The 25670-nt window shown below is 50.4% G+C and carries 21 protein-coding genes; 12 read left to right on the top strand and 9 right to left on the bottom strand.

Annotation, left to right across the window (positions count from 1 at the left end; genetic code table 11):
- Positions 1 to 3: 3 nt before the first annotated feature.
- Entirely contained in the window at positions 4 to 342 is a 339-nt protein-coding gene (locus LZP69_RS01010; protein WP_234198192.1) for a DUF2956 domain-containing protein, read from the bottom strand.
- A gap of 142 nt (positions 343 to 484) precedes the next feature.
- Here LZP69_RS01010 and LZP69_RS01015 point away from each other — a divergent pair, with 142 nt between their 5' ends.
- The 5 genes from LZP69_RS01015 to LZP69_RS01035 all read left to right on the top strand — a co-directional run bounded on the left by LZP69_RS01015 (position 485) and on the right by LZP69_RS01035 (position 5585).
- Positions 485 to 2317 carry an ABC transporter transmembrane domain-containing protein gene (locus tag LZP69_RS01015; protein ID WP_234198929.1) on the top strand — a complete coding sequence of 611 codons (1833 nt, stop codon included), beginning with the start codon at positions 485 to 487 and terminating at the stop codon, positions 2315 to 2317.
- A 219-nt stretch (positions 2318 to 2536) separates the two neighbouring features.
- Positions 2537 to 3151, top strand: a complete 615-nt coding sequence (locus LZP69_RS01020; RefSeq protein ID WP_234198193.1) for a LysE family translocator — start codon at positions 2537 to 2539, stop codon at positions 3149 to 3151.
- Between the two features lie 97 nt (positions 3152 to 3248).
- Positions 3249 to 3989: a DUF481 domain-containing protein gene (locus tag LZP69_RS01025; protein ID WP_234198194.1), complete on the top strand. Its 741-nt coding sequence runs from the start codon at positions 3249 to 3251 to the stop codon at positions 3987 to 3989.
- Between the two features lie 343 nt (positions 3990 to 4332).
- Positions 4333 to 5070 (top strand): winged helix-turn-helix domain-containing protein, encoded by a 738-nt coding sequence (locus tag LZP69_RS01030; RefSeq protein ID WP_234198195.1) that lies wholly within the window; start codon positions 4333 to 4335, stop codon positions 5068 to 5070.
- Entirely contained in the window at positions 5070 to 5585 is a 516-nt protein-coding gene (locus LZP69_RS01035) for a hypothetical protein (protein ID WP_234198196.1), read from the top strand. Before LZP69_RS01030 ends, LZP69_RS01035 begins: the two co-directional genes overlap by 1 nt.
- Positions 5586 to 5637: 52 nt before the next feature.
- On the opposite strand, the gene LZP69_RS01040 is transcribed toward LZP69_RS01035, so the two are convergent.
- Both LZP69_RS01040 and LZP69_RS01045 read right to left on the bottom strand, forming a co-directional pair.
- Entirely contained in the window at positions 5638 to 6156 is a 519-nt protein-coding gene (locus tag LZP69_RS01040) for a hypothetical protein (protein WP_234198197.1), read from the bottom strand.
- 9 nt (positions 6157 to 6165) lie between these two features.
- A complete protein-coding gene (locus LZP69_RS01045) occupies positions 6166 to 6987 on the bottom strand; it encodes a cytochrome c3 family protein (RefSeq protein ID WP_234198198.1) in 822 nt (273 codons plus the stop codon).
- 448 nt (positions 6988 to 7435) lie between these two features.
- Between LZP69_RS01045 and LZP69_RS01050 the strand changes: the two genes are divergently transcribed.
- The 3 genes from LZP69_RS01050 to LZP69_RS01060 all read left to right on the top strand — a co-directional run bounded on the left by LZP69_RS01050 (position 7436) and on the right by LZP69_RS01060 (position 10246).
- Entirely contained in the window at positions 7436 to 8242 is an 807-nt protein-coding gene (locus LZP69_RS01050; RefSeq protein WP_234198199.1) for a winged helix-turn-helix domain-containing protein, read from the top strand.
- On the top strand, positions 8235 to 8759 hold the full coding sequence (locus LZP69_RS01055) for a hypothetical protein (protein ID WP_234198200.1): 525 nt from the start codon (positions 8235 to 8237) through the stop codon (positions 8757 to 8759). The genes LZP69_RS01050 and LZP69_RS01055 overlap by 8 nt, the downstream gene beginning before the upstream one ends.
- Positions 8760 to 8830: 71 nt before the next feature.
- Entirely contained in the window at positions 8831 to 10246 is a 1416-nt protein-coding gene (locus LZP69_RS01060; protein WP_234198201.1) for a hypothetical protein, read from the top strand.
- A 95-nt stretch (positions 10247 to 10341) separates the two neighbouring features.
- Here the strand turns inward: LZP69_RS01060 and LZP69_RS01065 are convergent, their stop codons facing one another.
- From LZP69_RS01065 to LZP69_RS01090, 6 genes are all read right to left on the bottom strand, one after another.
- A complete protein-coding gene (locus LZP69_RS01065; RefSeq protein WP_234198202.1) occupies positions 10342 to 12573 on the bottom strand; it encodes a PAS domain-containing protein in 2232 nt (743 codons plus the stop codon).
- 74 nt (positions 12574 to 12647) lie between these two features.
- Complete coding sequence (locus tag LZP69_RS01070; RefSeq protein ID WP_234198203.1) at positions 12648 to 13250, bottom strand: TatD family nuclease-associated radical SAM protein; 603 nt, start codon at positions 13248 to 13250, stop codon at positions 12648 to 12650.
- Positions 13251 to 13363: 113 nt separating this feature from the next.
- Positions 13364 to 16501, bottom strand: a complete 3138-nt coding sequence (locus LZP69_RS01075; RefSeq protein ID WP_234198204.1) for an efflux RND transporter permease subunit — start codon at positions 16499 to 16501, stop codon at positions 13364 to 13366.
- Entirely contained in the window at positions 16501 to 17715 is a 1215-nt protein-coding gene (locus LZP69_RS01080) for an efflux RND transporter periplasmic adaptor subunit (RefSeq protein ID WP_234198205.1), read from the bottom strand. Before LZP69_RS01080 ends, LZP69_RS01075 begins: the two co-directional genes overlap by 1 nt.
- Positions 17716 to 17944: 229 nt before the next feature.
- Positions 17945 to 19174 (bottom strand): ATP-dependent RNA helicase SrmB, encoded by a 1230-nt coding sequence (srmB, locus tag LZP69_RS01085; protein ID WP_234198206.1) that lies wholly within the window; start codon positions 19172 to 19174, stop codon positions 17945 to 17947.
- A 91-nt stretch (positions 19175 to 19265) separates the two neighbouring features.
- Positions 19266 to 19979 (bottom strand): tRNA1(Val) (adenine(37)-N6)-methyltransferase, encoded by a 714-nt coding sequence (locus LZP69_RS01090; RefSeq protein ID WP_234198207.1) that lies wholly within the window; start codon positions 19977 to 19979, stop codon positions 19266 to 19268.
- Positions 19980 to 20431: 452 nt separating this feature from the next.
- Here LZP69_RS01090 and brnQ point away from each other — a divergent pair, with 452 nt between their 5' ends.
- From brnQ to recJ, 4 genes are all read left to right on the top strand, one after another.
- The gene (brnQ, locus tag LZP69_RS01095; RefSeq protein WP_234198208.1) at positions 20432 to 21748 is read left to right on the top strand and encodes a branched-chain amino acid transport system II carrier protein; all 1317 of its coding nucleotides are present in this window, start codon (positions 20432 to 20434) and stop codon (positions 21746 to 21748) included.
- A 92-nt stretch (positions 21749 to 21840) separates the two neighbouring features.
- On the top strand, positions 21841 to 22776 hold the full coding sequence (gene xerD, locus LZP69_RS01100) for a site-specific tyrosine recombinase XerD (RefSeq protein WP_234198209.1): 936 nt from the start codon (positions 21841 to 21843) through the stop codon (positions 22774 to 22776).
- 182 nt (positions 22777 to 22958) lie between these two features.
- Complete coding sequence (gene dsbC / locus LZP69_RS01105) at positions 22959 to 23687, top strand: bifunctional protein-disulfide isomerase/oxidoreductase DsbC (RefSeq protein ID WP_234198210.1); 729 nt, start codon at positions 22959 to 22961, stop codon at positions 23685 to 23687.
- Between the two features lie 248 nt (positions 23688 to 23935).
- Positions 23936 to 25660 carry a single-stranded-DNA-specific exonuclease RecJ gene (gene recJ / locus LZP69_RS01110; RefSeq protein WP_234198211.1) on the top strand — a complete coding sequence of 575 codons (1725 nt, stop codon included), beginning with the start codon at positions 23936 to 23938 and terminating at the stop codon, positions 25658 to 25660.
- The last annotated feature ends 10 nt before the right edge of the window (positions 25661 to 25670 follow it).

Consider the following 25670-nt stretch of genomic DNA (forward strand, 5'->3'; position numbering starts at 1 on the left):
TGCTTATTTCACAAGCAGATAGAGCGCAAATCCAATCCAGGAGAGCAGAAGCAGCAGCCAGGGGAGGCGGGAAGTGCTTGGCTGCTCAGCATGGTCAGAACCGCTATCTGATTCAGGCAAATGGCGCTGCTTGGCTTTTAGCTCTGACTTACGCGCCTTATCCCTATCCCGCGCTTTGCTCTTTTGTTGTTTCTTGTATTCGGCAATCCCTTTCTCTATTCCCTGGGCGATAAGCTTGGTCTGCTCTTTACTCTGCCCCGGTTTCTGGGTGGCCTTGGCCATTTTCAGGGCGTCCTGCCGAGTGGCTTCTGAGATATTTTTATTGGAACTGGCTTTACTCATAGGGAATAACTATCTGACTGTTTTAAAGTTTGTAATATAACATAAAGGCTGGAGCTATTTTCCTCAAGCATCACAAACGGGGCAGTGTCAGGTGGCGCTAACTTTGGTAATCTAGTCGGGTTTTATTTCAACAAGATGAGCGATCACAGTGTCTTTAATCAGTAAACGTGCTGTCTTGCCCTGGATAGGCAATTTCTTGAAACCCTATCGTGTCAGGGTTTTCGCCGCCATTATCTTCCTGTTTATCGGCTCGCTTGCCTGGCTTTCACTGGGGCAGGGGGTGCGTCTGATGGTGGATGAAGGCTTTTTACAGGATAACAGCGAGCGTTTAAACGAAATAATTCTGCTGGTGATCGGCATCACCGCCCTCAGTAGCTCGGCGATTTTCTGCCGTTTCTATCTGATGACCTGGCTGGGAGAGCGGGTCAGCGCCGATATTCGCCTGAAGGTCTATGACCATCTGCTGAAACTCTCGCCCAACTTTTACGCCAAGCTGCGAACCGGCGAGGTGATCTCCCGCTTTACCGCCGACTCGACCCTGCTGCAATCTGTGGTGGGCTCAAGTCTCTCCATGGCGCTGCGCTCCTTTGTCACTGTGATAGGCGGCATAGTGATGATGGCGATCACCAGCCTCAAACTCACCGCCCTGGTGCTGCTGGCCGTGCCCTTGGTACTCGGCCCTATCTTCATTCTTGGCCGCAAGGTGCGCGCGCTTTCTCGTCAGAGTCAGGACAGAGTCGGCGACTTGGGCGCCTATGTGGATGAGACCCTGCATGAGATCCACACAGTGCAGGCCTATTGCCACGAAGATAGAGACCGTGATCTCTTTAATCAGCGGGTCGAGGCGGTAATGACAGCCGCCAGTGGCCGGATTAAATACCGGGCGATTCTTATCTCCTTGGTGATGTTTCTCAGCATCTTAGCCATCGCCTTAGTTACCTGGGTGGGCGCCAAAGATGTGATGCGCCAGGCGATCAGCGCGGGTGAACTGTCGGCCTTTATGTTTTACGCCGTGATGGTGGCTGGCGCGGTCGCGACTATCAGTGAGGTGATAGGCGAGATTAATCGCGCCGCTGGTGCCACAGAGCGGCTAATCGAGCTGGTGGAAACGCCGATCGATATTGATTGGCCAAGTATGCCCGAACCACTGCCACATCCGGTGCGTGGCCAGCTGCAGCTGGAGAAAGTACGATTCAGCTATGACAGTCAACAGAGTAGTGACAGCCAGGACGAGGATAGCGCGGGGCAAAGTATCTCGGGCGATGCGGTGATCCGCGATCTCTCCTTACTCATTCAGCCAGGGGAGCGGGTGGCCTTAGTGGGCGAGAGCGGCGCAGGTAAGAGCACGCTATTTCAGCTACTGCAACGTTTTTACAGCTTAGATAGTGGCAAGATCTTGCTCGATGGGGTGGATATCGCCAAGTTGTCACCGCAAACCCTGCGCCAGCAGTTTGCCTTAGTGCCTCAGGAGTCGGTGATTTTCGCCGCCGATGTATTGGAAAATGTGCGATATGGCCGCCCCGATGCGACTGAGCAACAGGTGATAGACGCCTGTATCGCCGCCCGCGCCCATGAGTTTATCAGCGAGTTTCCCGCTGGTTATCAAACCTATCTGGGCGAGCGGGGCGTGCGTTTATCGGGTGGGCAGAAACAGCGGATCGCGATTGCTAGAGCCATTCTGGCCGAGCGGCCTGTGTTGTTGCTCGATGAGGCCACCAGTGCCCTCGATGCGCTCAGCGAGCAGAAGGTCAAACAGGCATTGGATGTGCTGATGCAGGGGCGCACGACGCTGATTATCGCCCACAGGCTGGCGACTGTGCTGAATGCCGACCGTATATTGGTGATGCAAAAGGGCCAGATAGTCGCCAGCGGTACCCATAGTGAGCTGATGCAAACCAGCGCCCTTTATAGTGAGTTTGCCCGTTTGCAGCTGCTGACCGAAGAGGGGATTGTGGAAACGGGTAGCGAGGAATGAGGAACGGGGGGCGAGGAGCGGGGAACGAGGAACGGGGAATGAGGAACGGGTAGCGAGGAACGGGGAGCGAGGAATAGGGAACGAGTAATGGGGTCTGAGCTAGTACATCTAAGGTTCTTTTGCCTTGTTTATAAAATATTTGTAAGCTGCTTTCGCGCTGATATGGGTCAGTTTTATCAGGCTCAATAGTTTGGGGTTATTTTCACACAAGGATAAACAATGAGTTTGAGTACCTGGTTGGGATTACTGGCCATCTGCTGTCTGGGCGCCATGTCGCCCGGCCCCAGCCTTGCCATGGTGGTGCGCCATACCTTAGGTGGCGGGCGAGTGAACGGCATAGTCTGCGCCTGGGCGCACTCTTTGGGCATTGGTGTCTATGCCTTAGTGACCCTGATGGGGCTGGCTGTGTTGCTAAAACATTCGCCGCTTGTCTTTAATGGCATAGCGATTATCGGTGCTCTCTATCTGGCCTATATGGGGGTACAGGCATTGAGATCAAAGGGCGGCATGTCGCAGAAGTTGGCGGCAGGGGAACCGACCAGCGCGATAGCGGCGGCGCGGGATGGCATAGCCATATCGCTGTTTAATCCTAAGATATTGCTGTTCTTCCTGGCGCTATTCAGTCAGTTTGTGCTGGTGGCCGACGAGCTGTGGGGCAAGTCCTTAATCGTATTAACCCCTCTGGTTGTCGATGGCCTCTGGTACACCTTAGTTGCCTTGCTGCTGTCCCATAAGGCGATATTGCCTAAGCTGCGACAGAAGGCGGGCCTGATCGATAAGCTCTCGGGGATTGTGCTTATTCTGCTGGCCATCAGGGTGCTAGTCACCCTCTAGTTGGCAAGGTGAACACGACCTTATTTTCATTTTATTTTGCTCGGTGCTAGTATAAGCCGCAGTTTTAGGGATTTAACTGAAGATAGGTAACACAACAATGAAAAAATTGCTGATTGCGACAGCCGTACTGTTAACGACACCTATTACCGCCTTCGCGGGAGCGGATTTTGTCGAGGGAGATAGGACCTTTGCAGCCGATGCCGAGCTGGGGGCGACAGTCACCACAGGTAACACTGAATCGTCATCGACGAAAGCACGTCTCGATATGAAGCATGAGCTAGGTAACTGGGAGAACCAGTATCTACTCGAAGCCCTCTATAAAGAGGATGACGGTGAAGTCACAGGTAAGCGTTTCTACGGCTTGATTCAGGCGGATTATAAGTTTACCGAGAATGACTACATCTTCTTCAATGCCAATCATGAAGTTGACCCCTTTACAGGCTTCGAGTCGACTACGATAGCATCGTTCGGTTACGGTCATAAATTTATCAACACTGAGAAAACCCTGCTTGCGGTTGAGGTGGGTCCGGGTTATCGCTACAAGCGACTAGATCAAGAGAGCGCACTGGTCGCTGGCTATGAGATTGAAAATGGCTGGATAGGCCATGCGGTAATGAATTTTGAAAGGAAAATCAGTGACACCTCTAAGTTTAAGCAGATGTTTGTGGCCGATATAGGCGACAACGTCGAGGGGCGTTCAGAGACTTCGATTACCGCGAATATTGCTGGTGCATTGGCGATGAAGTTTGCAGTTATCGTGCGTTATAACGATGCCCCGCTGGAAGATAAGAAGAGTACAGACACAGAAACCAACCTGACCTTGCTTTACTCTTTTTAATTTTTAAGACTACTTTAATATTAAGTTAGTTTAATTTTGATTGTTTATGTTGTGATAAAAAAGCGCCATGCTAAGGCGCTTTTTTATAATAAACAGCATGTTATATTTTATTACTTTAATCGTTAAACTTAAATATTGATATCAGTACAAAATCAAATTTAACTAAATAAATTAAACCTTAATTATTAAATTCCCCTTAATTAGTTAGTTCATTAGCGGATGTTTTTCCCACAATGTGGCTAGCTTCACGAAACGCTATTGCTTTTATTTGAATAATTTTAACCTCAGTTTTAATTAAGATAAGAGGGTATAATAGTCATATCTTTGAAACATATGGTTTGTTATGCAAATTGGTCATTGTTTGTTCGATATGACTCAGGCTCAGCTGTCTAATCTAGAGAATGATACCAGCTGGACGTTACCTGAAGTGGAATTTAATGTGCTGCAACTTTTGGCTAGCCACCGTGGTCAAGTTGTATCAAATCAGCAGCTATTGGCCTGTTTTCCCGCTGAAGCATCGAATATCGAAAATTTAGAAAAAGTGATCGGTCGCATACGATTTTTTTTCGGGAAATCCTGCGCTGATTTAATCGAATCGATCGATTCTCAGGGTTATATATTACATAACAAGGTGGAACATGCCTCGCGATCCGCTATGGGGCCGTTAAATAATAAAGTAACCCCGCAGCGTTATTTGCTGATGGTGTCACAGCTAGTCTTATTACTCTTATTGCTTTATTCAGTGTTCGACCCATCGGACAAACTCACAGTGGTAAATGAGCAGCAACTTCATACTAAAAGTGGTGATCTGGGGTTTTTCCCTATATTCACTTCGCCAGAGGATGAGGAGTCCGCTGCAGCTTACATCAGCCATTTTTTGCATCAGGTACAGGATTGCCAGAGCATCCACTGGGATAAGATGTTTTACTCGCTTTCGGAAGATAAGCGAGTGCTGAACATCGCCCTGAAGCGGGATAATTCCCAGGGGCTCAAGATTAAGAATGTGAAGGCGATTGATCCGGCAACTCATTTTACTTTTATCGATCAGAATTGGCTGAAGTCTATGGAGATCTGTAGCTGATGTTTACCTCATTGTCTAAGAAGCGCCGCCGGGTGTTAGCCGGTGTCGGCACCCTGGCTATCAGTGCCAGCGTGGCCGCTGGATTGCAGCTTTTTAAAGGCCAAGCCGAACAACTGAAACTGGATTGCCAGGCTCAGTCTTTCGAGGTGGATGCCGAGCAGTTATCCCAGATCCTGTTAAAAATAGCGAGCCTCAATGACAAGGTGACCTTTAACTATCAGTTTGTCGAAGATGGCTCGGTGAAGAGCAGCGCCAAGCTCTCGGGCACCTTGCAGAAGCTGGACATGGTTAATATGGGTTACAACCTGACAGTTGACAGTGCCGAGGTCGATGCGGATCTGGATGATTGGGTCGCCGCAGATATTGCTGATATTATCAATTATGCTAAACAAACCATAGAGCTAGGTCAGGAGGTCTTATTCGACGTAAAAGTTGTCGCCATGGAAATTGAAAAAGGCTACGCCGTATTACATTTCTGTCCCGGCAACTCGCTTTGGGTCTGCAAACTGGACTAAATCAGCAGAGCTAAAAAAGGAGAGCCGAGGCTCTCCAAGTGGTGCAGTGGTTTTATGTTGACGGCAGTAAAACCAATTCGTTCTCGGCCTGGGCGCCTTTAATCTGAATCGCAACCTTAAATTTCTCAACCGCACCTGCGGCCGTGTTCGCATCCCAGTTTAATCCAGTCGCATCGAAGGTATAGCTGCCTTCTTGGGTTTCCTGTAACACACCTTCACAGTTACCCTGTGTGTTGTCACATTCATAACTGGTCGTTACGTGCCAGTGCTTCCAGGCCTTGGCATTGGACGATTTACTGTCGCTGGGAAAACCAAAGTAGGTAATGCGGTAATCTAGGGCATTGGTAATCGCCTTATTGTCGCCATCACTCAGATTGAAACTCAGCGCGCCGCTGGCACCATCGAAGCTGACCAGTGCAAGATTGACCGAAGTGGCATCCTTAATATCGACCGCATCTGAACCCTGGGCAGGTGGCGGCGTGATCTCAGTATTATCCTCATTGTCATCGCTGCCACATCCGCTACAGAGCAACAGAGAAGCCAATAGGCCTGGTATCAGTTTTTTATTCATGAGGGCTCCTTAGTTATAGTGGCCGGTATGGCAAGTTGTGCACTCCATATCGGTTTTAACGCTGGCGGCGCTGCCCATGGTTGAGTCAACGCCGTGACAGCTTTGACAAGTTTGCGCTTCGTTGGATGGCTTGGACTCTGGTAAAGCCGATAGATCTTCACCTCCATAGGCACGATTCAAGAGTTCTACCAGATGGTAAGCAACACAGGCAGAGAGACGCTTACAACGCTCACCTTTCTGAGCAAAAGTCAAACCTGAGGCTTTTGACCAGTTACTGATAGAGGAGTGGCAGAGTATGCTGTTGGCGGTAGAAGAGGAACCGACCAAGGCAGTTTTTTCTGCAGTAGAACCTATACCCGCAACGAATTCATCGCTTGAGTAAGGCAGTTCTGTATTTTCGTAGTAACGGAATGTTGCGCCAATCACGGCGGCGTTTTGACCGTTTAGATCATCCAGAATGTTGACCAACATGCCCGTGGCGTTGATGTTGCCGCACACTGTGCCCTGACCTGCGATACCGGCGGCACCATAGCCCGCAATGGCGGTTGGAATGCTGGCAAATTTGGCCGCATCGGCACTGGCAGAGTTAGCCAACATAGTCACCAGTGCGTGGAACACCTGATGCATACATCCACCGCCTGTTTCATAGGCGAGCTTGGCGGTTGCCATCGCATCTAGCGGAACATATTTGAGTTTGTCACCCAACTCTAAACGGAAGTTACCTTGGGCATCGGTGCCGGCAAAGGCGGAGGTGCCGACCAAGGTAGCTCCGGCGGCGGCTGTGCTGATCCCAATAATTTTGCTGAGTGCCTGGCGTCTGTTCATTGTCATAAAAGTGTTCCTCATATAAGTGTTATTTAGACACAGGTGCGAGTCAGTATGTCACCTGTAACTTGAGGCCATTTTGTGCGGGGAGGATTGCAAATAGTGTGATGTCTCTTCGATGAATTTCAGTCTGTTTTTCTAATAAAGAAAAATATTATCGACAGGCGTTTTTATCGATAAAAACGGTTTTCAGCCGGGTTTTAAGTTCAATAACCGTTTAGGCTGTGACCCATGTCGAGTTATTTGTAATATTTGTGTTAATTCAGTGGCTTTGAAGGGGAGGATGGTTGCATTATTTATTGGATAAATATCGAGGGATAAATCACAAACTCATAAGGTAATTTTGTCTAAATCTGGTTTCATCACTGGAGTTTTAAGTTATTAGAGGGGATCACAGAAATTTTTTCCCCTATTGAATAAGCTTACTGCGGGAATGATTGACGGATAACGAGTAATGCAACTGGGTGACTGCCTGTTTGATCGACAGCGGGGTCTGTTGACTAATCAAGTCAATGGAGACGAGTGGCATCTGCCAAGGGCAGAACTGCAGGTATTGACCTTGCTGCTCGATAATCAGAATCGAGTCGTTCCTAAACAGACCTTAGGTGCCTGTGATGCAGAACATCCCGCCCTGAGTGATTCCTCTGTGACTCGTGCGGTATTTATGCTGCGCTCCTTTCTGGGTCCCATGCATGAAAATATGATAGAGACGGTAAAAGGCAAAGGTTACCGGCTGCGGCTCGATAGAGCTTCAGCCCAGAGCTTGCATAATCGGGATTCAAGCCTTAATCGCCTTAATCAATATTATCAGGATGCTGTCACTTGGTTATTTGGTAGGCGAAATAGAGTATTAAAGGCCTGGGTGGGTGTACTGGTACTCTGTTTGTGCCTCTTGGTCGCCCAGCAATGGCTAAGAAGCGGCCAGACTGAATCGGTGCGCACTGAGCCCTTCGCAACTGAGACTATCACCTTGGCTTCGGGGCAGAAAGTCGCTCTGATAAGTTTCGCCAAATCCAGAACTAACAATACCTCTTTGGTGGAGCTGTCGCGGCGTCTAGGGGAGGGGCTAGCCAGGTGTAAAGTGACCCCGTGGCAGAAGGTTTATCTCTCTCTGTCCCATGATAAGCAAGTGTTTAATGTTACCCTGCGGGGTGAGCGTTTTGGCCAGTCTCTGGTAAGAAATCTTAAGCTCACCGATTTTCGTCAGCAAAAATCCTTTATTTCCGAGGCCTGGTTAACTGAGGTATCCCTCTGTGAATAGAAAAATTGTATGGGGTATTAATCTATTGGTGCTTATGCTGCTCGGGGTGAGTCTTACGGTCAGTTACCGTTATCTATACCCATCACAGACACTCATGCTCAGTTGTAGCTCTGAGTTGTTTGATACACCGGATGTGAACCAGGATGCCGGTCAACATTATCTGCTGGTGGATATCATGGCGAAAAAGCAGCAGGCGCAGATCAACTACCGCTATTTTAACTTGGATGGCAGTTCGGCTGGGGTGATCCGAATGCAGGGTAAGCTGGCCAGATATGACAGGTATTCCAATCGCTTTAACTTCTCTGTGTATACCAAGGAGGAGAGCAGCGAAAACAAGAATGCCGCTGAGAATCCCCGGCACATGCAGTATCTTTCCTATATCAGTTCTTTTAATTTAGACAGTAAAGGGATGCATAATCTGTCTATCGAACCGCTGGAGCTGGATCCCCAGAGAGATTATGCTGTGGTTCTGTTTCAGCCCAGTAATACAGTGTGCGGTTGTCGCTTAGTCCACTAAAATCCCTTAGACTATATTATTGCTCTATCATTGCTATAACTTGCTGATCTGCTCTATTAAATTGAGGTCTTGTGTCTAAGGTCTATGTAAAACAGGAAGACTCGCTGTCGATAAAGTTCACCCATCAGATGGAAGCGGGGGATCATCGACGCCTGGATCTTTACTTCTTATTGCCGACTGAGATGGGGATTAATCCTCAGAGTCTCGACGAGGAGGAGTATTACTACTCTGCCACAGTGGGGCGACGCTCCTACTATTCGGCGGGTCTGCACTTGCCTTTGGTGCAGGGACGTTTCGTCAGCCAGAATAAGCGCACGGTCGAGGAGTTTAGGCTCTATCTGAACCTGTTTGCCTACCAGTTTGCGGTTGCGATTGAAACCGACAGTAAAGAGCTGGCACAGATAGATGATGTCGAGCGCTTTTATACCGCCTTAAAAGAGCTGAGCGAGATAGTGGCTCAACTGCTGAAGAAGTTTCGCCGTAACGAACCCAGCGAGCCCAATTGGAAACACTATTTCGAGAACTCTGATAACTACCTCTCCTGGTTCTGTGAGCAGAGGTTACTCAAGCTCATGTCCCATGCCCCCAGAAGCAGCGATTACAGCCATGTACTCGACGAAGTGCTGGAGTTATGCCGCCGTGAGCGCAGCTACCGAGAGTCGAAAGATTATAACTCGTCGCAAACCAAGGATGACCCAAACCGTATCTCCAACAAGATGTTGCTCTTGCGCCGCCTGATCCAGCAAGGGGTTGTGCTCAAAGAGGAGCTTAAACCCCTGGGCGTCGGCCTTAAAAAGCTGACCACAGGATTTGCCACTGGCTTAGTGATGTTGGTGGTATCGGCGCTCATTATTAAGGCCCAGGGGGTTTTTAGTGGTTTGACGCTCTCCCTATTACTGACCTTAGGGGTGATCTATGGCTTTCGTGAGATCTTTAAAGACGATATTCGCAACGCTATGTGGCGGGTGATCCAGAAAGGGCGCCCCCGCTGGAGCCGCATCTTGAGGGATACCACTAGTCAGGCCATTATCGGCAGGCAGCTAGTGTGGATTGATTATGTAAAGCGTAAAGATCTGCCGGATGAGATCAACGAGATCCTGAACCGTCGCCACAGTCAGAATAAGGTCGATGCCGACATTTTGCATTATGGGATCAACTCGAGAATCTCTCACAAAGGATTTTTGGCGGGCTACACCACAATTCAGGAGCAGGTGAACTTCAGCCTAGCGCCTTTTGTGCGTTACCTTGAGCGGGGACGGGACAAAATTTATAAGGAGTCAGAGGGTAAGATCAGCAGTGAATCGGTCGAGCGGCGCTACCAGATTAACCTGATCCTCATGCTCCATGAGGGGCGTAATCCACCGGAATTTGCCCGCCATAAGATCACCATAAATCGCTCGGGTATCGTCGAGGTGACCGAGAGCAAGCTGCCCGAGGGCGTAAGGGGCATAGCCATAGACTGGGAAAACACTGAGGCACTACCTTAAGCACCTTTCAGCAGTAGGCTCAGGCTGTGTTTAGCAAGCAAGATTAAAAATGATAAAAGGGCACAGAGGTGCCCTTTATCTTTTTTGATGTCAGCCTAGTGGTCGTTTTTATCCGCCGGAGGGCGGGTATAAGCCTGACAGATATTCTGCTCGCCTATCTGTTTGGCGCGCTTTAGGGCCACTTCGGCATTGCTGAGGAACTGCTCTAGGCTCTGCTGCTCCTGATAGCTGGCGATTCCCATGCAAATCCCTGCGCCTAAGCCTATCTCATTAAGACTATTAAGCTGCTTCTGGGCAAACAGATGAGCATCATCCGAGTGGGTATTTGGCATGATGATAATCAACTTGCCTAACTGCCAGTGTGACATCTGATAGGCCTGGGGCAGGGATTTTAGAATATGGATCTCCACCTCACGCTGACGATTCTCCAGTTGACCTATATCGCTCATATGGCTGAGCATCCCCTCTGCGGTAATGTCCATTACTAACAGGCTGGAGTGAGCCCGGCTGGTGTCATCCAGGGTGTGGAAATAATCTTTAAGATCTCCAAGGTTAACTAAGATGGTGCTTCTGTGGGGCAGCAGTTCGCGTCTCTCCAACTGAGGTAATTGGCGCGGCGCTATCTCAAGCGTACAGACGATATACTCTATTTCACCGGCCTGATCCAGATGGCCTTTTAGGGTGGCCTGCAGGCAGCTGCTCTGATGGTTTTCGGGATAACAAAGCAGCTGGCCTTTCCAGGTACCCTGTAGCAGAACCTGCTGGGTGATGCGTGGCCACTGCTCATCGAGATCATTGTTCAGCAGCTGAATCAGGTTCTGTTTGTCTATGTTATGCAGAGAAAACATCTTCATAAACTCGTCGTTGGCCAGCTCAAGGGAGCCGTTGGCCTGCAGCAGAGCACAGGGGACGGCACAATCATTAAGGAGCTGATTGAGGTTAGCCTGTTTCTGGCTCTGCTTTAATTGGGTGATATCTTCGAAGGTCACCACCAGATAACTGCCTTTCGCGTTGCGGCGCTTGGCACGACTGATAGTCACCGCCAGCGTACAGCCGTAAAGCTCCTCAAAATCCAGTACGCTATCCCACTTTTTCTCGCTTTCCAGCTGGGTCAGTATGGCCTGGAACTCCTCATCCTCCATCTGCAGGATACGCTGCAAATTGCGATCGGAGAGTTCGCCCAGAGGCATATCGAGTAGCTGTGCGGCCTTCTTATTGGCTGTGACCACACGATTGTTTTCGTTGACTATGATGCAGCCGATATCCAGATTAAACAGTCGGCTGGCTAATTCGATACTGAACAAGCGCGAACCCTGACCGATACGGTAAGCATGGCCGAGTAGGATCAGCATCACACCTAACAGGGCCTGGATCAGGGCACCGGCGATCAGAATATTGCGCCAGTCAGAAAACTTTTCCTTTATATCGCTGTTGTGAATATAGGAGGCCAGATAATACTCACGGCGGGTCTCATTTTGAGTCGTCAGCTCTATTTTCAGGTAAACAAAGGTCGCATCGTCCCCATGAAATTGTCCGAAATTACTGTTGGCCATCTTGCGCCAGAGGGCGGGATAGGACTGGCGTAGACTGCCGCCTATGACCTCAGGGATCCGATTTATGTGTTGTCTATCCAGTCCGGAATAGACCACGCCCTGGGTATCGAGCATTATGATGGCTGAATTGATGCTGGAATATCCCGGTTTAATGCTTTTTAGCATGCGGCTCATCGACTGGTAGGTGACCAGATAGCCGCGTATGGTCTGATCCGGGTTTTCCAGCCAGGTGAGCTGATACATATAGGGGTCGATTTTGCCGTCGATCTGGGTCAGCTCCATAGGTGAGGTATAGATCTCTGTCCCTCCCATGCTGCGGGAGCCATTGAGCAAAGAGGCGGGCAGGGATTCACTGTTAAAGTAGTTGGCGCTGGCAAATTTAAACTTCCCTTGGGCATCGAACAGGGCGATATCTAACAGCTCAGGGTTATTGTTTGTCATCACCTGCCAGTTATGTTGCAGCTCTTTCTGACGCTCCTGGCTGGGAATGGTCTGGTAACGTTTCAGCAGCTCTGAACTGGCGATCATCTGAGTTCGAAATTGCTGAAAAGAGACCCGGTCTGCCAACAGTGTGCCGACGGTTTGTAATTCGCTGTATCGTTGGGCCGCCCACTCTTCCTGCAGACGGCGCTCACCTAAGGTGATGATCACATTGGTTAGCAAGATCATGCAGATGAGCAAAATAAGGATTTGAGTCGTTACGGAAAATATACGATGTGTTGACCAGTGAAGTCCTTGACCCTCGATCAGTAGTGGCGTTTTTTGCGTCAGCATTAAGAGATAATATTCCGAATGATTTTGTGGCTATATTAACATGATTTGAACGCCTTAGGATAATGACTAAGGCCTTAACCTACAATGTCAAGATAACGATGTTTAAACTCGGCATTGGCCTGCTCAGCTATCTGTTTACAGCGATGAATATCGACTCCTTCGAGCCCCTCGATCGCCGAGACTTGAACCTGGTCGATATACTGGGGAGCCAGTTTGATAAAGTCATTGACCGCCTCGAAAGCGCTTTTGAGTTTGGGGCGGCAGTGCTGAAGATAGGCCGCTTCGGTATCGGCATTAAGTGAGATAGACAGGGCATCCACCACACCTGCAAGCTCAGGCAAAATATTGCGGCGATGAAACAGATTGCCCAGGCCATCTGTGTTGACCCTGACCTTGCCGCCGCGGACTTTAATCTCCCTTGCCACTTGCAGCAAGGTCGCCAGATTTAGTGTGGGTTCGCCATAACCACAAAACACATATTCATCGAACTGGCTGACATCACCGAGCAGTGCAATCACATCAATGGCCGAGGGTTGTTTATCCAGCGCCAACTGATACTGATGCACCTGTTTACTGCCATTATGCTTGGGGCAGAATTGGCAGCGCAGGGTGCAGCGCCCGGTAATATTGAGATAGCGGCTATTGCGGATATCGTAGACGAGTGTGGATTGAGTCATAGGCCTGATACGTCATTGGCGAAAGTAACAGTCTAGCGACTCTTGCTAATATAAAATGTTGATTGGATCAAAAAAGGGAGGCAAACCTCCCTTTTAGCTAAGCCTGCTGGCTTTTATACAGATGTCTGCTGACGTTTTTTCGGTTGCCACCACCAGTGGAACAGACGACTCGCGCTACTGCGAACATCATCCAGAATAATGTAGAGCACAGGCACCAAGATCAGGGTGACCACAGTGGAGAACAAGATACCGAAAGCCAGTGAGGTTGCCATTGGTATCACGATCTGCGCCTGCAGGCTGGTCTCCATAATAATGGGGACTAAGCCCACAAAGGTGGTCATAGAGGTGAGCATAATCGCCCTGAAGCGATAACAGCCAGCATCAATAGTCGCTTCTACCAGCCCTAATCCCTGGTCTCTGGCGCGGTTGACAAAGTCCACCAGAATCAGGGAGTCATTCACCACTACGCCAGCGAGCGCCACGATACCACAGAGGCTGAGGACGCTCATCGAGAGTCCCAAAATAAAGTGACCGAACAGGGCGCCGATAATGCCAAAGGGGATCACCGACATGATAATAAAGGGTTGGCTATAGGATTTCAGCGGGATAGCCATCAAGGCATAGATGGTGAACATGGCGAAGAAAAATCCTTGCAGCAAACCTATCATGGCGCTTTGTTCATCGGCACTGCCACCATCGAGTGAGCTGGAAATATGGGGATACTTGGCCTGCAGATGGGGGAGGAAATCTTGTTGGATTTCGCCAACTACTTTAGACGGTTCCACGATATTCTTGTTGGCACTGGCGACGATAGTGATGGCGCGGCGTCCATCGACACGAGTAATGGAGGAGTAGGAATTACCCATCTCGATCTTAGCGACGCTAGAGAAAGGCACCTGGATCCCCTGCGGTGTGCGGATCATCATATTTTCAAGATTGCCTACTGTGCGGCGCTGTTCCAAGGGATAGCGTACCATCACCTTGATTTCCTCTTTATTACGTAAGATACGCTGAGCCTCAAAACCATAGAAACCGTAACGAACCTGACTGGCAAGATCTGACAGGGTTAAGCCTAAGGCCTCGGCTTCGGGTTTGATCGCCAGACGGATCTCATGGCTGCCCGATGTGTAGTTATCCGAGATATCGTAAACCCCTTTATAGGTGCCTAGCTTATGTTTGAGTTCGTTGGCGGCCTGAGAGAGTTGCTCCAGATCGGTCGAAGTTAACCTAAAGGAAATATCACCGCCGGCGTCATTCGTTGTGGCGTTGATATTCAGTCTTTTTACTGAGATCAGCTCTGGCAGGGTTGCGCGCCAGGCGTCTGCTATGCTGACCCCATCTATCGCTCGAGTTTCCGCTTTGGTTAATTCGGCGAAGATAAAGGCCGAGGTGCGTGAACTCATGTTGATAAAGCTATGCCGTACTACAGGGTAGCCGTATTTTTTCTCCATCTCAGCGTCCATGACATAGAGGGCATCTTCGATCTCCTTCACTACCTTGAGGGTATTGGCCTCTGAGCTACCGGCATCCATATCCAGATGAACCTGAATAAAGTCAGAGGGAATATCGGGGAAGAAGATCCAGCGGACGGTTCCACTGGCCACTAAGGCAACGGACAAAATAAGCACGCCCAAAAAGGTCGCCACCACATTGTATCTATGCTTGATACAGCGTTCGATAAATCTGCGGTAGCTGTGATGAATAAAATGCTGCACCTTGTTGTTCAATGCGGTTTTAAAACGCACGAATGGATTGGGGTTGGCACTGGGCTGTTTGTGTTTAACATGAGCCAAGTGGGCAGGCAGAATAAGTTTGGATTCGACCAGAGAGAAGGCCAAGCAAAGGATCACCACCATGCCGATGGATTTCCAGATGATCGCCATAGGCCCTGAAACCATTAACATGGGAATAAAAGCTGCAATAGTGGTCAGAACCCCAAAGGTCGCGGGCATGGCCACTTTTTGTGCCCCTTTAATCACATTGTCGATAGAGTGACCATGACGCTCAATCTCGGTATAGGCACTCTCGCCTATGACAATGGCATCGTCCACCACTATCCCCAGCACTAGGATAAAGGCGAACAGAGTCAACATGTTGATCGACAGTGCAAAGGGTTCGAAGGGCATAAGGAACATGGCGCCGAGGAAACAGACGGGTAATCCCATCATCACCCAGAATGCCAGACGCAGGTCGAGGAAGAGTGCCAAGATGATAAACACCAGCAGGGCGCCGTAAAACATGTTAGATAACATCATGTTGAGACGACCCTTGAGGTAGTGGGTCAGGTCGCCCCAAGTATCCAGTTTTACATCGGCTGGCAGGGTAGCTCGGCGCTGTTCTACATAGGCTTTGACCTGTGAAGAGATAGCCAGAGCATTTTGTTTATCAACGCTTAATACTTCGATGATGGCAGCAGGTTTTCCATCGAAACGGGTATAGTCTAAACGCTCCTCGAAACCATCACGAATAGTGGCGACTTGGGGCAGCATGATGCGGCTACCATCGGGACGAGTGCTGACAACTATCTGCGCAAAATCATCATGGGTGTAAGCCAGTCCCTTGGTGCGCAGTAATATATCGCCATCTTTGGCACGTATCGAGCCGCCGGGAAGATCGATAGAAGAGCTGCGTACCGCCTGGGCGACCTGAGCAAAACTGAGCCCATATTCGCGCAGTTTATCTTCCGACAGTTCGATACTGATCTCATAATCCAACACGCCGCCCACAGTTGCGCGAGTGACAGCAGGCAGGTTAGTGATCTCCTCACGTATATTTTTAGCCAGTTCTTTCATCTCATGAAGGTCCATATCGCCATAGAGCGAGACCCAAACAACACTATTTTCCGGCTTAACGAGATAGATGTTAGGTTTTTCGATATTATCAGGGAAGGTGGCGATTGCATCGATTCTTAATTTGGCTTCGTCAAGGATCTCCTGGGCTTCGTAGCCATCCTCGACTTCTATGGTCACATTACCCATGCCCTCGCCAGCAACAGAGGTGACCTTCTTGATACCGTTGATATCTTGAATGGCTTCCTCAATCTTGATGTTAATCCCTTCTTCAATCTCTTGGGGGGCGGCGCCAGGGTAAGCCACAGAGATCTGCAGGTTATTAAATTCAAAAGAGGGAAACACCTCTTTATTGATTGACAGAGTGCTAAACAGACCACCCGTAAGCAGGATGATCATCAACAGATTGGCTGCTACGCTGTTGCGGGCAAACCAGGAAATGATGCCTTTTCTGCTATCCATTACTTCTCACCTGCTGCCGCGATGGCACTGCCCGTCACATCATCTTTGCGGTCGATATCTGAACTGTTTTCCTCACCAATGACCTTAACCAGCTGACCTGTGGCCATATTATTGATGTTAGTGATCGAGATGCGCTCACCCTCTTTCAGCCCACCCTTGATGTAGACGTTTTCAACATCGGAGCGCACTATGTTTACTTGACGCATCTCTATGGTGTTGTCGTCTCTGACCACGGCAACGGTTCCCTTGCGCACTACATGGCGGGGCAGGGTAACTATGCCATCGACTGTGCGCCCCTTGATCACTGCGGTAACGAAGCTGCCATATTTGAGGGGCAACTGACCGGTTTTTTTATTTGCCCTTAGATAAGGGTCGCTGATCTCGGCGACCAGATAAACCATGCGGTTACCTTGGTCTATCACGCCTTCACTGCGTACTATCTGCCCCTTCCAGGTGACTGTGCGCTCGGCCAGTTCTGTACTTAGGGTCACGTCAGTATCCGGATGATCGATCGACTCTAAATAGGCGAGTTCATTGTTGGCTATGGGCAGGCGGATCTCGGCGGTCTGAGTATCGTACAGTTCACCTAGGTTAGTGCCTATGGTGACATACTGCCCAAGATCCACAGATCTCGCCTTGATAATGCCATCGAAGGGGGCGCGGATAACAGTGCGCTCCAGATTACGCTGGGCTCTTGCCAGTGCCGCTTCGGCAAACTTAACGTTGGCCTCTTCCTGTTTGCGCTGCGGAATACGCAGGCCAAGATCCGGTGCCGGGCCATTCTGGTAATCTTCCCAATCTTTCTTGGCGACTTTGCCTAAGGCTACCTCTTCATCGAGCTTGGCTTTTGCCTGAGCTAATGTGGCCTGAGCCTGACTCAGATCGGCCTGATAATCTGAAGGTTCTATCTGGGCTAAAGTATCGCCTTTCTTCACCATGCCACCGGCGACAAACTTGTCTGAAATCGACAATAAGCGTCCCTGAACTTCGGCGACCAGAATGGTCTTGTATTTAGGGGTGACGACACCGTAGGAGGGGAGATTGAGTGAGACTGTCTCCTGCTTGATATCGACCACATTCACTATGGGAACCGGCACTTCCTCGGCTTTCTGTTCTGGTGCCTGCTTGGTGCTCATTAGCCCTCCGGCTAATCCAATAAAAATGACTACGATTAGTACGGGGGGAAGGACTCTGCGTAAAATTATTTTTATCATCGACTTATACTGTGCCTATGGCGAAATTGCTTGGGTTATAAACTACCAGAGTCTGGCCTAGGGTCAAAAGGCTTTTTGTTAAAAGAATGTATATTTTTTAGGATTGTGAAATCAACTAACCTAGTGATAAGTAAAAGGTTATGCTAAGCCATGCCTGTGTCCTTGTAATATTTAGACATAAAAAAACGCCTTCTAAGAAGGCGTTTCTGATTTTGAGGGCCGCATAAAGCTATTTTTTCTTTTTCAGTGCTTTCTGCTTTTTGCTGACAGTCTTGTCTTTTGCCTTGCTCTTTTTCTTCGACGGTGGCCGCGCTTCCTTATGCTTAGGACGCAGCTCCTCGATAATGCGGCGTTTCAGTGGTTGCTCGATATAACGTTCTATCTTGCCCACGATGCGCATGTCGTGTGCTTCGGCCAGAGAGATGGCCGTGCCCTTGTTGCCTGCGCGTCCGGTACGGCCGATGCGGTGTACGTAGGTGTCGGCAGAGCGTGGCATGTCGAAGTTGATCACATGGGTGATATCATCGATATCTATGCCGCGTGCGGCCACGTCGGTCGCTAGTAGCACATTGACTTCGCCTTTAGTGAAGCGTCCCAGCGCCTGAAAACGCGCCTTTTGCTCCATATCGCCACGCATAAAGGCGCAATCGATCCCGGCCTGACGCAGTTGTCCTTCTAGGCTGGCAACCACTTCACGGGTCTTCACGAAGACGATGGCGCGCTTAACCTCTTCCCGTTTAAGTATGTTGCACAGCAGGGCGAACTTGTGTTCCCTGTTATCGGCCAGATGGAGCCACTGGTGGATCTTGGCTTTCTCGCTACGGGGTGGCTTGGTCTCGATAGTGACGGGATTGGTCAGCAGAGTCTGGGCGAACTTGCTCACGCCGCCGCCCTCTAAGGTGGCTGAGAAGAGCATGTTTTGCTTACGTGAATGGGCCTGAATTGCTATCGACTGCACAGCCGAACTAAAGCCCATGTCCAGCATGCGATCCGCTTCATCGATAACAAAAATTTCTACCGCCTGGGCATCGAACAGATCTTTGTCGAGATATTCCATCAAGCGTCCGGGCGTAGCCACCAGAATGTCGATATTCTCTTTTAAGGCTTTTTCTTGGGGCGCATAGGGAACGCCGCCTGTGATGATGGCGATATCCAGATCTAACCCTGTGGCGAGGTGACAGGCGTATCTGTGTACCTGACTGGCCAGCTCACGGGTAGGGGTTAAGATCAGCACTCGGGCCTGGCCTGAGAAGCGGCGCGGAAAATCGATCAGGTGCTGCAGCGCAGGCAGTAAGAAGCTCGCCGTTTTACCCGTTCCTGTGGGCGCGCGAGCCAGAAGATCCTGCTGCTCTAGGCCTAAGGGAATGGTTTGTTGCTGAATCGTGGTAGGCGTCTTGTGCCCCATCGCCTTGAGAGTATCGAGTAAGGTCTCATCAAGGTGGAAATCGTCAAATTGCATGCGCGGCGTCTCAATAAATAATAGCGCGGCATTATACACCCAAAAGTGGCCTGAGTGCGAGAGACCAGGATAACCTCTGCGGCTTTCAGGGCTAGAGCTTAAGGTAAAAATCCCGTGTCAGGTCGATCATGGCCTGAGTGTATTGCCCTTGCTTGGTGCGTATGGTCAGTGACTGGCGAAGGGGGGCGGTTTGTGTCTCTTCTGTTATATGGCCGATAAGCAGAAGATGCCTGTGGGCTTGTTTGCCTTCGACGCTGCTCACATCCAGCAGCGCCTCTAGACTCAGGCTGTGGCGGGGGAGAAGCGCGATAAACTCAATCAGGCTGACACTTGGCAGAATAAGGCTCGCCTGACCATTGGGGAGCAAAAGCCTTTGAATACAATCGAGCAGCGCCTGAAAGTCTAGGCTGCTGGTGTGTCTGGCCTGGGCTCTGGTGGTTTTCTGTGACTGGGGGCCGTTGGCAAAATAGGGGGGATTACAGAGAATATGGTCGAAACGCTGCGCCGTGGCCTCACTCCAGCGGGTAACCGACTGATGGATAAGCACCATGCGATCGCGCCAGGGGCTGGCATCCATATTGGCCTGACAATCGAGCGCGGCGCCTGCGTCTATTTCGATAGCGGTGATCTTAGCCCTGCTGCGCTGCGCCGCCATTAGAGAGAGTAAACCGCTGCCTGCGCCGATATCCAGAATATGATTTGCCCTGGTAAGGGGCGCCCAGGCACCGAGCACGACGCCATCGGTACTCACGGGCATGCCGCAGTGACTGTCCTGAATGTGAAATTGTTTAAAACTAAAAGGCATGGGGTTGGATTATGGCCTTAGGATGGGGAGATTGTACGTGATTCTTGCTGCCCTAGACAGGCGCGCCTTAAGGATCGCTTTGTTCATTAAATGGAGTCTAGCTGTAAAGGGTGTGATAATTTGGTTCTCGTTTTGCTAAATCCTTGCTGTTAAATGCGCCATGCTGCTTGAGTTTGCTTGTTAATCCCTGGGGATTTTGATAATAGTATCACCGTCCTTTTGCGGGATTTATCCGCAAATTGGCCCAGGTAATCGAGTTTGAGTGCATAGTTAGCGTCAGTTAATCCTGCAGTTGTTCAATAAATAACCCATACAGGGTTGGATTTACCATTCTATAGTGTAATTAAAGATTTACACCGATATATTGCAGTGACCTCTGAGTCACTGCCCATTAAGTGATTAATTATAATTATAAAAACAGATTAACGAGGCTATTTGTGCATAAGAGTGAAATGAGTTTGACCGACACCCTAGGTTTAGGGTTTATGACCTTTGCCTTTTTCTTAGGCGCAGGAAATCTGATTTTTCCGCCATTGGCAGGCTTTCTAGCGGGGGAAAACATGCCTCTGGCCATGTTAGGCTTCTTGCTAACGGCCGTGACTTTGCCGCTGGTGACCCTGATCGCCGTGGCGAAAGCCAATGGTAAGGTGATGGGGCTTTTACCTGTTGCCGCTGCGACAATCTTTGCCGTGTCTATCTATATTATTATCGGGCCTGCCTTTGCGGCACCCCGTGCTGGGCTAGTCGCCTATGAGATGGGCTTTAAGCCTTTTGTCGCCGATAGCAGCACAACGATGATGCTGGCGGGCCTCGAACTCAATAGCTCACAGTTATTCTATACCCTGATCTTCTTCACTATCGCTATGCTGCTGTCGCTGTTTCCAGGGAAATTGCTCGACAGCGTAGGTAAGATATTGACCCCAATTATGATTGTTCTGCTAGTGGGACTGGCATTGGCGGTGTTCATTTTCCCTGCCAGCGTACCTGCATTGCCTGCGGGTGACTATCAGTCTCATCCTCTGGTGAAAGGTGTGCTTGAGGGCTATAACACCATGGATACCCTGGCATCCCTCATCTTCGGTATGTTGATTATCGATATTCTGCGTAAGAAAGGGATTGAGGCGCCAGCCGAGCAGACCAAATATCTGGTGCGCGCGGCCTTTATCGCCGCCGCAGGTCTGGCGTTTGTGTATATCTCTTTATTCTTCTTGGGTGCTGGCGCGGGCGATTTAGCCAAAGGCGCCGATAATGGCGGCATGATTTTAACTAATTATGTTAACCATCAGTTCGGTTCCCTGGGTCAGACATTGCTGGCTGCGGTCGTGACCCTTGCCTGTCTGACGACTGTGGTGGGTCTTGTTTCAGCTTGTGCTGAATACTTTAATGAGCTGATGCCAAGATTCTCTTATCGCCTGCTGGTGGTCATCATGAGTCTGGCCTGTGCCACAGTGGCTAACATAGGTCTGGCAGAGCTAATCCATATCAGTATTCCTGTGCTGGTGACTGTGTATCCGGTTGCGATCGCTTTGGTGCTGGTAACTTATCTGACCGAACGTTTTGCCAGACCTGAACTGGCCCACAGAACCGTACTGAGCGTGGCTTTGCTGTTTGGCATACTCGATGGTCTTAATGCGGCGGGCTTAGATATGAGCGCCTTTAGCCAAATTCCTCTGTTTGCCGAAGGCATGGCCTGGCTGCTGCCGACTCTGCTGACGACCGGCGCCTGCTTGTTAATCAAATCTTCCAAGTCACCCAAAGCGGCAGGCTGATTGCTTAGCTTGGTCTGAGTCGCGTAAGATAACGGTGTTGATTCTTAAGAGTTAACACCGTTTTTTTATGAGCGATTTAATAAGGATGCAGGGTGACGAATAGGGCAAGGCACAGGGCAACTGACAGGGCTGAAGAGTATCAAATCGACAGCCTTATTGAACCTTTCCTCGACGATTTATGGTCGCGTAAGGGGCTGAGCGATAATACCCTCAGTGCCTATCGCAGCGATCTTTGCCATTTCGACAGATTTGTCCAAGCCAAAGGCCGGGAGCTTGAGAGTGTGGATCAGGCCTTGATCCGTGATTACTTGAGCCTGAGGTTCGACAAGGCGTTTGCCAAGAGCAGCAGTGCCAGATTGATCAGCAGCCTCAGAGCCTTTTATCGCTATCTGCTGCTGCAAAAAACGATACAAATCGATCCCACCGCCCTGATTAAGCCCCCGAAACTGGAACGTAAACTGCCTGACTCTCTGAGCGAGGCCGATGTGGATCGCCTGCTCGGTGAGCCGCATCTTGATGACCCGGTGGAGTGTCGCGATCGCGCCATGCTGGAGCTGCTCTATGCCTGTGGGCTGCGTGTCACTGAGCTGGTGAGCCTGACCTTAGATCAGATAAGTCTGCGCCAAGGCGTAGTGCGTATAGTGGGTAAGGGCAGCAAGGAGCGTTTGGTCCCCCTTGGAGAGATGGCAATTAATGAGATTGAATCTTACCTGGTCAGCGCACGGCCTGAGCTGCTAAAAGGCAATGCCAGCGATGTGGTGTTTCCTTCCAAGCGCGGCACCATGATGACCCGCCAGACCTTCTGGCACCGTATTAAGCTCTACGCGTTGCGCGCCGGGATAAGTGTGCACCTGTCACCCCACACGCTACGCCACGCCTTTGCGACCCACCTGCTTAACCATGGTGCGGACCTGCGGGCGGTGCAGTTATTGCTGGGTCACAGCGATCTGTCCACCACCCAAATTTACACCCATGTGGCCAAGGCAAGGTTGTCTGCCCTGCATCTGCAGCACCATCCTCGGGGATAGTAATGCAGGGATGACACCGATAGCTGGGTTTCTGTTACCGAATAATTTGCTTTACGGGTCCTGACGCTGTAACTTTTCAGCCCTTGATCAGGTCTAATATGTTGGCCCTGGAATACCTTCTATCTTAGGGGTTACTTTTGTTCGGTTTACTGTTGCCACCTAAATTTTGTACAGGATAACTAATGAAGCTTACGCGAACTTTAACCTTGTTATGCACCCTCTTTACCTTGCCTTTGGCGATGGCTGCATCGAGTAATACAGCTGATCATCAGCTTAAACAGAAACTCTCTGAGACCTTGAGCGTAGAGATCACCAGTCTTAAGCCCGCCCCTATTGCAGGTTTATATGAGGCGATCACTAATCGCGGCGTAATTTATATCAGCGAAGATGGCTCAAAGCTGTTTCACGGTAATATCTATGATCTCGAAAATGGGATGCAGAACCTGACCGAGGTGGCGCTGGCGGGTCCTCGTCTGGAGCAGATCAAACCCTTCGAAGATAAGATGCTGGTCTATAAAGCGAAAAACGAAAAGCATGTGATCACCGTCTTTACCGATATTACCTGTGGCTACTGTCGTAAGCTGCATCAGGAGATGGCAGAATTTAACGATCTTGGAGTCACTGTGCGTTATTTAGCCTTCCCACGTCAGGGCATCCCCTCTAAAAATGCCAACGATATGGCCGCGGTCTGGTGTTCTGCCGACCCACTTAAAGCCATGGATGATGCAAAGGCGGGCAAGCAAGTGGACAATGCCAAGCAGTGTGATGCTCAAATTGCCGAGCAATACAGACTGGGTCAGAGTCTGGGCGTCACCGGTACGCCAGCGATCATCTTAGAAGATGGCAGCATGATCCCAGGCTATCAGCCAGCAAAACAGCTGCTACAAGCGATGGAACAAACCAAGAAATAGCGCTTAGTTGCCTGTATTAAGGTGAGCTTAGGCTCACCTTTTTTATGCCTGTTGGAAACTATTAAGCCTATATCTGATCCTAAGCTTTAGCGCTAAGAGTCAGAAAGGCTAACGGCCATACAGTCAACTCATACAGACGAAACTCAAGCCGGCTAAACTCAAGCAAGTAAAGTAAGATTTTTCACTGGGCGATGGCTTTGTTATGCTAACGCCACTCATTTCCCTTTGTCAGTCAGGTTATCCTTGTCGTGATCCATAAGATAGTGCGCCGTCAGAAAGTGGATGATAGTCATCTTCCAGACCATTTCTCTCCCATACTTAAACAGATCTACGCCAGCCGCGGTTGTAGTGATGAGGATTGCGAGTTGTCACTGCAGGGGCTGCTCAGACCCGACACCCTAAAGGATGTGGATCTGGCCGCCGCCATCATAGCCGATGCTATCGCCGCCAATCGCCGAATTTTGATCATGGGGGATTTCGATGCCGATGGCGCCACCTCCACCTGCGTCTGTCTGCTCGCCTTAAGGATGATGGGGGCGCAGCAGCTCGATTATCTTATCCCCAATCGCTTCGACTATGGCTATGGCTTAAGTCCGGAAATCGTTAAGGTGGCCTATGAGAAGGGCGCCGAGCTGCTGATCACTGTGGATAACGGTATCTCCTCCATCGAGGGGGTGAATGACGCCAAAGCGCTGGGGATGCAGGTGGTGATCACAGACCACCATCTGCCGGGCAGTCAGGTTCCCGCTGCCGATGCCATAGTCAATCCCAACCAGCAGGATTGTCAGTTTGCCAGTAAGTCCATCGCCGGTGTCGGGGTCGCTTTTTACCTGATGAGCGCACTGCGCGCTGAGTTAAGGCAGCGAAACTGGTATCAAGCCCAGGGCATAAGCGAGCCCAACCTCGCCACGCTGCTGGATATAGTCGCCCTGGGCACTGTGGCCGATGTGGTCTCCTTAGATACCAATAACCGTATTTTGGTGGATGCGGGCTTGAAGCGGGTGCGCGCCGGGCGCTGTCGCCCCGGGATCACCGCCTTGCTCGAAGTCGCCAAACGCAACACAGCCCGTATCGTCGCTTCCGACTTTGGTTTTGCCGTCGGCCCGAGGCTGAACGCCGCGGGGCGGTTAGATGAGATGAAACTCGGGGTGGAAACCCTGCTGTGTGACGATATCATGCTGGCAAGGCGCATGGCCAGCGAGCTCGACAGTCTCAACGCCGAGCGGCGCGATTTAGAGGCGGACATGCAGCAGGAGGCGCTCAAGAGTTTAGCGGCTTTGTCTTTGGATGAATCGCAACTGCCCTGGGGGATCGCCCTCTATCAAGAGGATTGGCACCAGGGGGTGATAGGCATTTTGGCGTCCCGCATCAAGGATAGATACCACAGGCCGGTGATCGCCTTTGCTAAGGCAAGCGATGAAGAATTAAAGGGGTCGGCGCGCTCCATTAAGGGCCTGCACATGCGGGACTTGCTGGAGCTGATCAACGCCAGAAATCCTGGGATGATCATCAAATTCGGCGGCCATGCCATGGCGGCGGGACTGTCCCTTAAAGCCGGTGAGTTTGCACGCTTCGCCAAAGCCTATGATGAGGCGGTGCGCGAGCTACTGGCGCCCGAGCAGTTAACCGGCGAGTTGGTTAGCGATGGTGAACTCGCGCCCCATCAGCTCACCATGGAGCTTGCCAGAGAGCTGCGCGATGCAGGCCCCTGGGGACAGAATTTCCCCGAGCCGCTGTTTGATGGCTATTTTCGCATAGTGCAGCAGCGCATCGTCGGCGAGCGGCATCTTAAGTTGGTGCTGGAAACCGAGTGCGGCCAAATCATGCTGGACGGCATCGCCTTTAATGTGGATCTCACCACCTGGCCCGATGCGACCATTCAATATGCCCAGCTCGCCTACAAGCTAGATATCAACGAGTTTAGGGGCAATGAGACCCTGCAGCTGATGGTGGAACAGATCGAGCCTAAATAATCGCTTCCAT

Origin of the sequence: Shewanella sp. AS1, from assembly GCF_021412565.1 — a bacterium.
GTDB lineage: Bacteria > Pseudomonadota > Gammaproteobacteria > Enterobacterales > Shewanellaceae > Shewanella.

What these genes read in the sequence shown, in the direction of transcription:
- LZP69_RS01010 (WP_234198192.1), bottom strand. Translation starts at nt 342, where the DNA reads ATGAGTAAAGCCAGTTCCAATAAAAATATCTCAGAAGCCACTCGGCAG.
- LZP69_RS01020 (WP_234198193.1), top strand. Translation starts at nt 2,537, where the DNA reads ATGAGTTTGAGTACCTGGTTGGGATTACTGGCCATCTGCTGTCTGGGC.
- LZP69_RS01025 (WP_234198194.1), top strand. Translation starts at nt 3,249, where the DNA reads ATGAAAAAATTGCTGATTGCGACAGCCGTACTGTTAACGACACCTATT.
- LZP69_RS01030 (WP_234198195.1), top strand. Translation starts at nt 4,333, where the DNA reads ATGCAAATTGGTCATTGTTTGTTCGATATGACTCAGGCTCAGCTGTCT.
- LZP69_RS01035 (WP_234198196.1), top strand. Translation starts at nt 5,070, where the DNA reads ATGTTTACCTCATTGTCTAAGAAGCGCCGCCGGGTGTTAGCCGGTGTC.
- LZP69_RS01040 (WP_234198197.1), bottom strand. Translation starts at nt 6,156, where the DNA reads ATGAATAAAAAACTGATACCAGGCCTATTGGCTTCTCTGTTGCTCTGT.
- LZP69_RS01045 (WP_234198198.1), bottom strand. Translation starts at nt 6,987, where the DNA reads ATGACAATGAACAGACGCCAGGCACTCAGCAAAATTATTGGGATCAGC.
- LZP69_RS01050 (WP_234198199.1), top strand. Translation starts at nt 7,436, where the DNA reads ATGCAACTGGGTGACTGCCTGTTTGATCGACAGCGGGGTCTGTTGACT.
- LZP69_RS01065 (WP_234198202.1), bottom strand. Translation starts at nt 12,573, where the DNA reads ATGCTGACGCAAAAAACGCCACTACTGATCGAGGGTCAAGGACTTCAC.
- LZP69_RS01070 (WP_234198203.1), bottom strand. Translation starts at nt 13,250, where the DNA reads ATGACTCAATCCACACTCGTCTACGATATCCGCAATAGCCGCTATCTC.
- LZP69_RS01075 (WP_234198204.1), bottom strand. Translation starts at nt 16,501, where the DNA reads ATGGATAGCAGAAAAGGCATCATTTCCTGGTTTGCCCGCAACAGCGTA.
- LZP69_RS01080 (WP_234198205.1), bottom strand. Translation starts at nt 17,715, where the DNA reads ATGATAAAAATAATTTTACGCAGAGTCCTTCCCCCCGTACTAATCGTA.
- srmB (WP_234198206.1), bottom strand. Translation starts at nt 19,174, where the DNA reads ATGCAATTTGACGATTTCCACCTTGATGAGACCTTACTCGATACTCTC.
- LZP69_RS01090 (WP_234198207.1), bottom strand. Translation starts at nt 19,979, where the DNA reads ATGCCTTTTAGTTTTAAACAATTTCACATTCAGGACAGTCACTGCGGC.
- brnQ (WP_234198208.1), top strand. Translation starts at nt 20,432, where the DNA reads ATGAGTTTGACCGACACCCTAGGTTTAGGGTTTATGACCTTTGCCTTT.
- dsbC (WP_234198210.1), top strand. Translation starts at nt 22,959, where the DNA reads ATGAAGCTTACGCGAACTTTAACCTTGTTATGCACCCTCTTTACCTTG.